At 35.3% G+C, this 14,402-nt stretch carries 3 protein-coding genes; all 3 read right to left on the minus strand.

The annotated features are described in order from the left end of the window. A complete protein-coding gene (locus WN50_RS18540; protein WP_046277877.1) occupies window positions 1-3,258 on the minus strand; it encodes a non-ribosomal peptide synthetase in 3,258 nt (1,085 codons plus the stop codon). 52 nt (window positions 3,259-3,310) lie between these two features. Continuing rightward, on the minus strand, window positions 3,311-11,101 hold the full coding sequence (locus tag WN50_RS18545) for a non-ribosomal peptide synthetase (RefSeq protein WP_046277876.1): 7,791 nt from the start codon (window positions 11,099-11,101) through the stop codon (window positions 3,311-3,313). 47 nt (window positions 11,102-11,148) lie between these two features. Continuing rightward, on the minus strand, window positions 11,149-14,402 hold a 3,254-nt coding region (locus tag WN50_RS18550; RefSeq protein ID WP_049560177.1), incomplete at its 5' end, for a non-ribosomal peptide synthetase.

Raw genomic sequence — 14,402 nt, forward strand, 5'->3', positions numbered from 1 at the left:
TTAATTATTTTGACGTTTATCATTATCTCGAAAAGCTTTTCGTTGACGGAGTTGAGATAACCTTTTCTTACCAACTGTAAGCTGTTCTGTTCTATCCTCTAGCTGATGACTTGATTCTAATCGGGAGTGATTAAAATAATCAGCTAAAGCATGAATGGTCGGATATCGAAACATTTCTACTAATGGAATATCAGATGTAAATGCTGTTCTCAATTGGCTATGAACCCTCACCATTAATAAAGAATGTCCTCCTAAATCAAAAAAGTTATCGTGAATGCCAATATTTTCTAGGTTGAGAGCTTTTTGCCAAATTTGAGCAATTGTTTTTTCGATTTCAGTCTTTGGCATTACATAAGTTGCTTCTAACTGTGGACGAATTTGTTCGGGTATTGGAAGCGCTCGTCTATTAATTTTACCATTAGGAGTGAGAGGTAAAGCATCTAAGATTACAAAAGCAGAAGGTATCATATAACTTGGTAACTTATCTTCTAAAAATTTTCGCAGTTTTGTTACAGTAAACTCTGATTTTTCTGAACAGACAATATAAGCAATAAGACGCTTTTCATCAGCTTGTGAATTGACTACTACGACCGCTTGTTGAACTTGCGGATGTTGTTTTAATATCGCTTCTATTTCTCCTAATTCTATTCTAAACCCTCGCAGTTTAACTTGAGAGTCTAAGCGCCCTAAATACTCAACATTTCCATCGTTCAGATATCGCGCTAAATCTCCGGTTTTATACAGGCGTTCAGAAGTATTTTTAAAAGGATTGGGTAAAAAACGTTCTGCGGTTAAGTCGGCTCGATTTAAGTAGCCTCTGGCGACTCCGACTCCTCCAATATATAACTCTCCGGGTACTCCTATCGGAACGGGTTGTAGGTTTTTATCAAGAATATAAAACTCCGTATTAGCAAGAGGACGACCAATTAAAACGGTTTGATTTTTATCGAAATTTTCTGATTTTTTAAGTTGATAAACCGATGACCAAATTGTTGTTTCAGTCGGCCCGTAAACGTTAAAGAGTTGTTGATAATTTTGACTAAGTTGCTTTGCTAATTGTGGGTCTAACGCTTCTCCTCCACTGAGAATTTTTAGGTTGTGCTTTCCTGACCATCCGCCTAGTATTAACATTTGCCAGGTGGCTGGCGTGGCTTGCATAATTGTGATGTTTAATTGGTTAATTTTATGTTGAAGTTGTTGGCTATCTGTGGTTATTTTTTTGCTGGCAATGACTACACAAGCACCCCAAATTAAGGGTAAATAAAGTTCTAAGGCGGTGATATCAAAAGAGAGGCTGGTTACGGATAATAAAAGGTCTGATGATGTTAAATCGAGGTGTTTATTAATAGCAAACAGAAAGTTACTCAACGCATGATGAGAAATTTGTACACCTTTAGGTTGACCTGTAGAACCAGAAGTGTAAATAATGTAGGCAAGATTTTCGAGTTTAATCTTATTATAAAGGTTATCGGTTTTTTGTTGAGTAATAATTGACAAATGTTCGTCTATATTAAGAATATTTTGAACGGATAATTGCAGATGCTTCAGGGAAGTTTGAGTAATAATAAATGAGATTTGAGCGTTTTCTATAATAAAATTAAGACGGTCTTGAGGATAAGCCGGGTCAAGGGGAATATATGCGGCTCCAACTTTTAAAACGGCTAATAAAGCAATCACCATTTCACAGGAACGCTCTAAACAAATACCGATAGTTTGTTCGGGTTGAACGCCCTGTTTTTGTAGGTAGTGAGCGAGTTGATTAGCGGTTGTATTAAGTTGCTGATAGCTGAGTTGTTGATGTGAGTCAACAATAGCAATAGCATCCGGTGTTTGTTGGGCTTTGGTTTCAAAAAGTTGATGAATACAGGCGAGTTTTTCAAATGTTGTTTGAGTATTATTCCAATCTACTAGCAGTTTGTGTTGCTCAGATTGAGATAACAGTGAAAGTTGATAAAGCTTTTGTTGCGGATTTGTAATTATGCTGAAGAGTAAGGTGTTTAAATTCTCTAAAAGTTGAGTGATTGTTACTGAGTTAAAGTGTTCAGAATCATAGACAAGTTTTAGTGAAAGCTGAGAATCACTGACTGCGTAAAGTGTGAGAGGATAGTTGGTTTGTTCTTGAGCCGAAACATTTTTAATCTTGAGATTTTTTAGTGATTTTTTTAGAGTCGCATCAACGGGATAGTTTTCAAAAATAACAAGACTCTCAAATAAGGGTAAATTTCTGGGAATCTCACTCAAACGATGGATGTCTACTAAAGGGATATATTGATATTGCTGCGCTTCTATTTGTTGAGATTGAAGTTGTTTAATCCATTGCAATAAAGTTGCTTTTCCATCTATATAAATTCGCACCGGAAGGGTATTAATAAACAGTCCGACTATCTGTTCAGCGTTCATTAAGTTGGTAGGACGACCCGAATAAGTTGCTCCAAATATGACATCATTTTCTCCGCTATAAAAACTTATAATTAATGCCCAGGCTGCTTGTATTAAACTGTTAATAGTAACTTGATGTTGTTTGGCGAAAAATTTCAGTTTTGCTGTGACTTCTTCCGAAAGCTGTAGCTGCTGTTCTTGATAGTTTTGATTTTGACTATTAAAGCGGTCAGTTTGACGACTAATTGTTGTTGGTGTCGTTAAACCTTGAAGTATTTTACTCCAAAATGTCTGAGCATTCGATAGGTCTTGCTGTTTTAACCAAGCAATATAATCTCGATAGGGACGAGGCTTTTCTAGAGGTAAGTTTTGACCTTGAATAATAGTCTCATAAAGGGCGATAAATTCTTTAACAATTAAAGGAACAGACCAACCATCTAATAAGAGGTGATGATACGTCCAAATAAATTGATAAATATTATCTCTAATTTGAATTAAATTAAAAGACATTAAAGGGGCTTTTGCCAGGTTAAAGCCTTGTTTTCGTTGAGTTTTTAGTAAAACATTAAGTTGGGTTTGTTGTTGATCTGGTGTGAGGTGTCGCCAATCCTGATAAACAGTTACAGCTTTGACTTCTCGCCCTACAACTTGCAGCGGTTTCTCTAAATTTTCCCAAACAAAAGCTGTTCTTAAAATTGAATTTCTATTAATAACTTGCTGCCAAGCTTGTTCAAAGGCAATACGATTTAAACTGCCTTGGATTTCATAACAAGACTGTACAATGTAGGCTCCTGATTCGGGAGCTAACAAACTATGAAACAGCATTCCTTGCTGCATTGGAGAAAGTGGGTAGATATCTTCTATATGTTTTTGATTCATTTTCGTTTAGCTGTAAGTTGGTTTGTTCAGATTTTCTGGAAATACTTAAGGTTTAAAATTCTATTTGGTTTAGAACTTGATTAAGTTGATTTTGATCGAGTTCAGCCAATGAAAAATCAGAGGGTGTATAACCTCCCGCTTCGGGGGAACAGCAGTGATTAATAAGCTGATTTAAAGCTTCTCTAAAGTCCATTGCTAATTTTTCTATCGTGGTACGATGATGAAAGTTTTTGCTGTATGTCCAGTTAAATTTTAGTTTTCCTTGAATAATTAATCCATTTATTTCTAACAAATAAGCTCTAGTTTGTTTGGAACTACGAGCTTGACCGCTTGATTCCGAGGCTACACCTATCATAGAAGATGATAACATTTGATCAAATTGTCCGAGATAGTTAAAACAGATTTCAGCTTTAGAATTGGGAATTTTTGATTCTGAAGCAGCCAGATAGCGTAAAATTCCATAGCCCATTCCCGAGTTAGGAACTTGACGAAGTTGTTCTTTAATTGTTTTTATTGATCCTCCTAAATCTATTGTATTTAATTCTAATAGCATCGGGAAAATAGATGTAAACCATCCAACTGTTCGAGAAAGGTTGAGATCATTTAGGATGGATTCTCTACCATGATTTTCTAAATCAACTAAAAGGTAATTTTGTCCTGTCCAGTTTGATATTGTTTGTGTCAATGCCGTTAGCAAAATATCATTAATCTGAGTATTATAAGCCGAGGTAACATCTTTAAGCAAGGCTTTTGTTTTTTCCAAGCTGAGAGAGATTGTAACTGTTTCTGATGCTTGAACTGTGTTTTTTCCCCGACAGTAATCTATAGGTAATGAATCAGTCTCTTGAGTTAGAATGGTTAACCAATAATTTCGCTCTTGTTGAATTAACTCTGAGTTTGCATATTCTTGTAAAGCATCTGAACATTGTTTTAGGGATGTAGTTTTTAAAGACAGATCAAGCTTTTGATTGCTTTTTAGTTGTTCATAAATGGTTTTAAAATCTTCTAATAAAATTCGCCAGGATAAACCATCGACAGCTAAATGATGAATAACAAACAGCAGGCGATAACCCCGATGAAATCCTAAATTTAACAGCGCAACTCTAACCAAGTTTCCTGTTAACAAGTTCAGACTTTTATGAATTTCATTGACGGTGAATTCAAGAGCTTGGTTTTGTTGAGGTTCTGGAAGATTAGATAAATCAAAGTAGGTTAACGGTATCTCGGAGTTGGGGTAAGTTATTGTTTGTTTCCAGCCTAATTCTGTTTGCTCAAACTGAAGACGTAGTGCATCATGGTGAATTAATAACTGCTGAATAGTCTGTTCTAGAATAGCAATATCAATACTTTGTTGAACTTCAAGCAAAGTCGCCTGATTAAAGTGATAAATATCTTGCTTATGATTTTCAAAAAACCAATGTTGAATTGGAGTTAGAGGAACTGAACCTGTTATCAATCCTTGTTCGCTATTGATAGTTTTATCTACAGTAGCAATTGCAGCTAATTCAGCTATGGTTTGAGCTTGAAATATCTGCTTAGGTGTAAGCTGAATTCCTACTTTACTGGCTTTACTAATAATCTGAATTGCCAAAATAGAATCTCCTCCGATCTCAAAGAAATTATCGTGAATTCCTACCCGCTCAATTTGAAGAATTTCTGACCAAATTTCAGCCAGCTTCATTTCAATTTCAGTTTCAGGATTGACAAATTCTGATTGAGGTTCCAATTGAATAAGTTCTCGTTGGGATAAAGCTCGATAGTCTACTTTTCCATTAGCAGTTAGGGGAAGTGATTCTATGGGTATAAAAAGAGCAGGAATCATATAGTCAGGTAACTTTTCGGTGAGAAAAGAGCGAAGTTGAGAAAGGATGTTTAAAGATTGATTTTGAATAGCTTCTGAGTTTTGATAAAGAACTACATAAGCGATAAGACGTTTTTTTCCTGGTTGATTATCCGTAATTACAGCTACATCTTGAACCGATGAATGTTGGGTTAATACGGCTTCTATTTCTCCTATTTCTATCCGAAAACCTCTAACTTTAACTTGATTATCCAAACGACCTAAATATTCAAGCGTTCCATTCTTTTTATATCGCACTAAATCCCCAGTTTTGTACAAACGATGGGATGTGCTTTGAGGATTAAAAGGATTAGGAATAAATTTTTCCGCCGTTAAATCGGGTCGATTTAGATAACCTCTAGCTAGACCCTCACCGCTAATATAGAGTTCACCAGGAACTCCTGTAGGTACTGGATGAAGATAGCGATCTAGTACATAAATTTGAGTATTAGAAATCGGATAACCAATGGGTACAGACTGACTAATTTGATCAATATTTGTCATGGAGTAACAGCAGGAAAATGTTGTGCTTTCTGTGGGGCCATAGCCATTAATAAGTTTACATTCTGGGAATGTTTGTAATAGTTTATTAACATGAACTAGCGATAAAATATCACCCCCCGCTAAGAGTTGACGAACATTTTTAAAACTTTTAAGCTGTTCATCAACCATGAGATTAAATAACCCTGCTGTTAGCCAAAGTGTTGTTATATTATATCGTTTAATAATTTCTCCGAGTTCATTTAAAGAAGGCTGATGATTTGGTAATATAACGATGCGTCCACCATTGAGTAAAGCTCCCCAAATTTCAAAAGTGGAAGCATCAAAAGGAAGAGGTGCAGCTTGAAGAAAAATTTCTTCAGTATTAAAGTTTACATAATTATTTTCTTTAACAAGTCTAACCACACCTCGATGAGGAATACACACACCTTTTGGTTTCCCTGTGGAACCGGAAGTATACATAACATAAGCTATGTTTTCTGCTGTTACTTGATGAATGGGATTGTTTGAGCTTTCTTGGCTCAGAATTTGCCAATCTGTCTCTAGATTTAAAATAGGAATATTTAAAGCTTCAAAATAATTGCTGTTTAGGTCAGTAATTATTGCTGAAACTTGAGTATCTTCTAAGATAAATTCTAGGCGCTCTTGAGGATAGTTTTTTTCTAAAAAAACATAGGCTGATCCGGCTTTTAAAATCCCTAAAATACTCACAAACGTCTCAAGTGAGCGTTCCATGCAAATTCCGATTAATGTATCGGGTTTAGTGCCTATTTTTCGCAGATAGTGTGCGATTTGATTGGCTTTAATATTAAGCTCTCGATAAGTGAGTTGTTGATCGGCGTAGGTAAGAGCGATCGCATCAGGATATTGTTCTACCTGTTGTTCAAACAGTTGATGAATACAAGCTTCTCGCGGATAATTCGTTTTAGTTTGATTCCATTCAACTAAAATTTGTTGTTCTTCATCTTTATTTAATAACGTTAATTCAGATATTTTATGTTCAGGATTGACGATAATAGCTTTTAATAAGTTTTTAAAATGCTCGGCGAGTATACAGATAGTATTGGATTCAAATAAATTGGTATTGTATTCAAAAATTCCGAGGATATGCTCATCTGTTTCTGTTAATGACAAAGTTAAATCAAACTTGGCTGTTTGGCGAGTAATCTCAATAGGACTCCAACTTAAATCTGAAAATTTTACTTCTTTCAAAGGAGCATTTTGCAGCACAAACATGATTTGAAATAAAGGTGTGTAACTTAAAGATCGAGAAATTTTTAATTCTTCTAGTAGCTGTTCAAAAGGTAAATCTTGGTGTACATAGGCTTCTAAGGAGACTTGACGAACTCGTTGCAATAATTCCTCAAAGGTTGGGTTTCCTGATAAATCGACTCGCAGAGCTAATGTATTTACAAAAAAGCCAATTAATTTTTCAATTTCGGCTCTGTTACGATTGGCAATTGGAGAGCCAATAATAATATCTTCATTGCCTGTATAGCGATGAATTAATGTATAAAATGCAGTAAGTAACGTTATAAACAGGGTACTTCCTGACTGCTGACTGAGTATTTTTAAACCTTCTAATAATTGCTGGGATATATTAAAAGTATAACTGCCACCTTGAACAGTTTGAATGGCTGGACGAATGCGATCAGTAGGTAGCTGTGAAAGTGTAGGTGCATTCTGCAATTTTTGTCGCCAATAAGAAAGCTGATTTTCTAAAAATTCACCCTTTAACCATTGTCGCTGCCAACTGGCAAAGTCAACATATTGAATGGGTAATTCTTCTAAAGGAGAAGGTTCTTGATTTAGAAAAGCTTGATACAGTGTTGAGAGTTCATGTAATAATACACCCATTGACCAACCATCAGAAATAATATGATGGAAAGCCAGGAGTAATATATGTTCTTGTTCCTTCTGGCGCAGTAACTTAATACGAAATAAAGGACTAGAACCCAGATCAAAGTGTTGTTGAGTTTCTGCAAATAAAAATTGCTCAGTTGTTGCTTGTTTCTTGGTTTCAGACAACTGACTTAAATCAATAATCTGTAAGTCTAATTCACAAGTTTCTGAAATAGAAAGTTGGGGTTTGCCATCAATAGTGTGAAAAGCAGTTCTTAAGACTTCATGGCGATGAATCACTTCTGAAAAAGTTTGCTTGAGAATTGTAATGTTTAAAGTTCCCTGTAAACGAATAGCTACAGGAATATTATAAAAAGGATTGTTCGGCTCAAACTGTGATAAAAACCATTGTCGTTGTTGGGCGAAAGAGAGAGGTAAATTGGTAGAACGAGATATTGGCTGAATGGGTGAAATGGGGAGTTTTAAATGATTCTGCGTTAAAATCTCTACTTGTTGAGCAAGTTCAGCAATTGTAGGAAAATCGAATAAATAACGCAAAGGAAACTCGATTTTAAAGATTTGTCTAATCTGCGAAACTACACGAGTCGCTAATAGCGAATGTCCGCCTAATTCAAAAAAGTTTTCATTAATTCCAATTCCCTGTAAATTTAAAATATTTTCCCAAATTCCGACTAAAATTTCTTCAACTGGTGTTTGAGGTTGAATGCTGTTATTTGTGGTAGGAAGTTGATACTCAATCGCTGCTAAAGCACGACGATCTATTTTTCCATTGGGAGTTAAAGGAAAGGCTTCTAACTCTACAAATGCGGAAGGTATCATGTATTTCGGCAATTTTTCCTCAAGAAAAAGGCGCAATGCTTGATTATTATATTCTTGTTCTGGTGACTGTTGAGTTATATTTTCACGAATAAAGTAAACAACTAAACGCTGTTCGCCAGCTTGATCATAGTTGACTATAGCTACCGCTTTTTTGATTTTTGGATACTCATTTAATGCCGCTTCAATTTCACCAAGTTCAATCCGAAAACCTCTAATTTTAACTTGATCATCTGACCGTCCTAAGTATTCAAGATTTCCATCGGGTAAATATTGCACTAAATCGCCTGTTTTATAGAGGCGTTCTTGGGTTTTATTTTTACTAAAAGGATTGGGAATAAATTTTTCTGCTGTTAATTGAGGGCGGTTTAAGTAACCCCTGGCTACACCTAAACCTGAAATATAAAGTTCACCTTGAACACCAATTGGAACAGGTTGTAGGTGAGAATCTAGGACATAAAATTGAGTATTAGCCAGGGGACGACCAATTGAAACATAAGTCGATTTTTCGGGAGAAATATAACTTAAATTTAATTGATAAATAGCTGACCAAATAGTTGTTTCTGTTGGGCCATAAAGATTCCAAATTTGTTCAGAATTTTGTAAAAGTTGTTGGGCAAGATGATGATCGAGTGCTTCACCTCCGCAAAGAATTTTGAGATTTTTGCTTCCCGTCCATCCAGCAGCTATTAACATTCGCCAAGTTGCAGGTGTGGCTTGCATTAGTGTCGGATTGAAGATGCTTAATTTTTCACGCAATGCAACACCATCTGTAGCAATTTCACGACTGATAATTATTAAACGAGCGCCTACAATTATAGGTAAATATAATTCTAATGCTGCAATATCAAACGAAAGTGTTGTTACTGAAAATACAATATCTTCTTGCAATAAACCCGGTTTTTGACGCATTGCTATTAAGAAGTTTTTTAAGCTTTTATGGCAAATTTCTACACCTTTAGGCTGACCTGTAGAACCCGAAGTATAAATCACATAGGCTAAATTTTGAGGTGAAATTTGAGAGTCAATATTTTCGGAACTCTGTTGTGCGATCGCTTCCCATTGCTCATCTAAATAAATAACTTTATCTGTTTTACCGTTGTGATTGAAAAGGTTAGATTGAGTTAATAATAATGAAATTATAGCATCTTCTATTATGAAAAATAGACGTTCTTGAGGATAGGCAGGATCAAGAGGAACATAGGCAGCACCGACTTTCATAACGGCTAAAAGTGCGATGAGCATCTCACAAGAACGCTCTAAACAAATCCCAATTAATTGTTCAGATTTTACACCCTGTTTATGTAAGTAATGTGCAAGCTGATTTGCTTTGTAATTGAGGGTTTTGTAGGTTAATTGTTGATGTTCGTCAGCAACCGCAACAGCATCGGGTGTTTGTTTAACTTGTGCTTCAAATAATTGATGAATAGCGGCTTTATGAGAAATTTCTGTTTCTGTTTTATTCCATTCAATCAGAAGTTTATGCTGTTCAGTCGGTGATAATAAGGATAACTCAAACAATCGCGCTTGAGGATTACTAATAAATTCTAACAGTAATGTTTTAAAGTTTATCAAAATCTGCTGAATTTTTTCAGGAATAAAACGACTTTTGTTGTAATCTATCCTTAATAATAGTTCAGAATTGGGTAAAATAAACAACGCTAGAGGATAATTTGTCTTTTCAAAACCCCAAGCTTGACTGATGTTTAAGCTGCTGTTTGATTGATTTAATACTGTATCGAGAGAAATGGGATAATTTTCAAAGACTAGCAAGCTTTCAAATAGCGATGTTCCTGTAGGAACTTCACTACATTTTTGAATATCTATTAAAGAACTATAAGCATATTGCTCTCGTTCTATTTGTTGAGTTTGTAGAGTTTGCAACCAGGAAATTAACTGCATTTGGGGAGAAACTTTTACCCGTACAGGCAGAGTATTAATAAATAGCCCAACAATAGATTCTACTCCCGGTAAAGTGGGAGGACGACCTGATACTGTTGCACCAAATACAACATCATATTCGCCACTGTAACGACTAAGAAGTAACGCCCAAGCCCCTTGAATGACAGTATTTAAAGTCAAGTGATGTTGCTGACAAAATGACTGAATGTTAACTGTTTCTATGCTGGAAAATTGGATATATTCTTTACCGTAAACATCTTCGTTCTTTTTAGAATATTCTATTGTTAGTTGTGTTGGACTTGTAAAATCCTTAAGATTTTTATGCCAAAATTTTTCTGCTTTAGAGATATCTTGCTGTTGCAGCCAACTAATATATTCTCGATAAGGACGCGAGGGTTTAAGCGATAAGCTTTGACCTTGCTTAAACGCTTCATAGAATGCTAAAACTTCTTTGATGATCAGACCATTACACCAACCATCCATCAGTAGATGATGGTGACTCCAAACAAATTGATAAGTGCTTTCTTGTACTTTGAATAAGGCACAACGCATTAAGGGAGCTTGATCTAGTTTAAAACCTTTTTCTCGATCTGCAATTAAAAAAGATTGTAATTTATTCTCTTGTTTGTTTGGTGTTAAATTTTGCCAATCTTCTTCAATAAAAGGTAAGCTAACTTGTGAATAAACGACTTGCAATAGCTTCTCTAATTCTTCCCAATAAAAGGCTGTACGCAACACGGGATGTCGAGTTATAACCTGTTGCCAAGCTTGCTTAAATGCTTGCGTATTTAGTTCTCCAGAAATTAAACAACTCCGTTGCTCAAAATATACACCCGAACTAGGATTATACAGGGTGTGAAAGAGCATTCCCTGCTGCATGGGAGAAAGTTCGTATATATCAACGAGATCTTGTTTAGACATTGAAATTAATTCAGAATAAACTACAGGTTAATTGGGTTTAATGTTAGTTAATTTGTTTTTTTGAGTTTTGTTATAAATTTATCAAGTTGTTTTTGATTGATACGGGCGGAGGAAAAGTCTGATGGTGTATAAGCCTCGGCTTCTGGAGTGGAAGCATAAGTAATTAAAGCTTTTATTGCAGTAATAAAATGATTAGCCCAATATTCAATAGTTTCTCGTTTATGAATATTTTGACTATATATCCAATTCAATTGCAGTTTATTTGGACTCACAAACCCATTGATTTCTAACAGATAACGCCGAATTTGATCGGGAGAACGGTTGAACTGACTTGACTCTGATATATTTAATGTAAAAAATTCGGATTGTACCGGATTAATTTGACCGAGATAGTTAAAAATAACAGAAGCTTGAGGAGCCGCTTTTAATTTAGAACGCACACTTTTATTTTGGCTGAGATATCGGAGAATTCCATAATTCATACCATGATTAGGAATACGATTAAGTTGTTCTTTTATACACTTAAGAGCCTCTCCGGTATTGTGAATTGTTCCTAACTCTAGCACGACTGGAAAAATGGCACTAAACCAACCGACTGTGCGTGATATATTGATGTTTTCAAATAATTGTTCTTCTCTTCCGTGTCCTTCTAAGTCAATTAAAAGCGAGCGTAAACCTGTCCACTGAGCAAAGCTTTGAACGATGGCTGTTAACAAGATATCATTAATTTTTGTCTTGAATCTTTTAGGGATTTCTTCTAAAACTAGCTGAGTTTCATTGATATCTAAACTTAAGCAGATTTTAGCTGTTGAACCGACTGTATTGGCTGAATTTTCTACAGGAAAATCAACAGGTATTGAATTAATTGATTTCTGGGACTGAGCTAACCAGTAGTTTAATTCAGAGGTCACTTTTTCAGATTCACTATAAGAAATAAAGCCAGTTGACCAATCTTGATAAGAGCTTGTTTTAGCGGGGAGTTTTATTTTTTCTTGGTGGCTCAGTTGTTTGTAAGCTAGTGCAAAATCTTCAAGAATAATTCGCCAAGATACTCCATCAACAGCAAGGTGATGAATTATGAAGAGCAAACGATAAAGTTGATTATTTCCAAGTTTAAACAAAGCAGCTTGAACAAGTTTAGAGGAAATATTTAAGCTTTTTTGTAAACACTCTAAAGCTGTTTCATAGGCTTCTATTTTTTGATTTTCTGTTAATCCTGATAAATCAATGTAGCTGGCGTGAATAGTTTCTTCAGGATATGAATAAAACTGTTTGTAGCCTGTATTCTCCTGTTTAAATCTCAATCGTAAACTATCATGCTGTCTGAGCAGTTGCTGAATAGATTCTTCAATATATTGAAAGTTAATATCCGGTGAAACTTCCAAAACAACAGACTGGTTATAGTGATGCGGATGTAAAAGTTTTTGTTCAAAAAACCAATGCTGAATGGGTGTCAAAGGAACGAAACCTGCTGCTAAACCCTGTTCAGTTTTTAGCGGTTGATTTGAGGTTGCAATAGCCGCTAATTCAGCAATTGTTTGATACTGAAATATCTGTCTAGGTGTTAGTTTTAAGCCGACTTGAGTTGCTTTAGATATAATTGAAATGCTTTGGATAGAATCCCCTCCCAATTCAAAGAAGTTATCATAAATTCCAATGTTTTCTTTTCCTAAAACCTCTCTCCAAATTTCCGTTAATATTTTCTCGTTAGAGGTACTCGGAGCCACAGAAGAAGATGTTTTTATCACTTCCTCTACTTTAGGTAAAGCTTTAAGGTCTACTTTACCATTTGGAGTTAGTGGAAAGGCAGATAGGACAATAAAAGCATTTGGAATCATATAATGGGGAAGTTTAGTTTTGAGAAAATGATGCAGTTTATTTTGTATCTCTAAGCCAGAATCTTGAATTTCAGAGTGAAGTATGATGTGAGCAACTAAGCGCTGATGATTTGAATTTTCTTGAACTGTAACTCTTGCTTCTTGAACTTCTGGATGTTGAGTTAATACTGCTTCTATCTCGCCCAATTCGATGCGAAAACCTCTAATTTTTATTTGATGATCTAGGCGTCCTAAATATTCTATATTACCATCGGTGAGATATCGTGCTAAATCTCCAGTTTTATAGAGACGGTCTTGAGTTTTATTTGTATTAAAAGGATTAGGAATAAATTTTTCCGCTGTTAAGTGTGGTCGATTTAAGTAACCTCTAGCTACACCTAAACCTCCTATATAGAGTTCACCGGGGACACCAATTGGAACAGGTTGTAAATATCGATCTAAGATATAAATTTGAGTGTTTGCAATCGGACGACCAATGGATACTGAACCTGAAAGAGAAGCTTGAGTTTGCACCTGATAAACACAACATCCAACGACTGTTTCTGTCGGCCCGTATTCATTAATTAATCGGGTTTTTGGACTGTATTTACGCCAGAAAGAAAGGCTCTCAGCGATCAAAGCATCTCCACCGATAATCAATGAATTTATTGGACTTACTTTTGATTGCTTAGACAGAAGTTTGCTTAATATTCCTAAATGAGCGGGAGTGATTTTAACTAAGCTGAATTGAGTCTCTGAACTCAAAGCTTCGCTTAAACCTTCTATTTCTTGATTTTCTGGCAATATAAAAACTGTTTTTCCCACTAATAAAGGACAGAATAAACTGGTAATTGTGGCATCAAATCCGATTGAAGAATGTAGGGGAGAACCCTCTCCCTTAACGAAATCATATTCTTGAATTGCCCAGTTTAAATAATTAATAAGCCCTTGATGGGTTAACAGCGTTCCTTTGGGTTTTCCCGTTGAACCCGAGGTGTAAATAACATAGGCTAAATTGTGTATGGTTACTGAATTTTTAGGATTATAATCAATTTCAAAATCAATAATATTCCTGTTTTCTCTAATATTTGAAATTGCAGTTGATGGGATATGCTTTGCTATCTGTGAATTTAACTTTTCAGTGGTTAATACCATAGCAACTTGTGCATCAGAGAGCATAAAGCCTAACCGCTCTGAAGGATAGTTAAGATCGAGTGGAACATAGGCACCACCCGCTTTGAGAACTGCCAAAATCGCAACCACTAACTCGGGTGAACGTGGGATACATATTCCGACTAAAACTTCGGGCTTAACTCCTTTTTTTTGAAGATAATGTGCAAGTTTATTCACTTTTCTATTAAGTTCTTTATAAGTTAAAGTTGTTTCATTTTTAAAATTTTTGTCAAAATAAAAACGAATAGCAACCGCATCAGGCTGTTGTTGAACTTTGTTTTCAAATACATGATGAACACAGTTATTAATAT

This window comes from Limnoraphis robusta CS-951 (assembly GCF_000972705.2).

Bases quoted from the DNA above. Each gene is read 5' to 3' on its own strand.
- WN50_RS18540 (WP_046277877.1), bottom strand. From the start codon at position 3,258: ATGAATCAAAAACATATAGAAGATATCTACCCACTTTCTCCAATGCAG.
- WN50_RS18545 (WP_046277876.1), bottom strand. From the start codon at position 11,101: ATGTCTAAACAAGATCTCGTTGATATATACGAACTTTCTCCCATGCAG.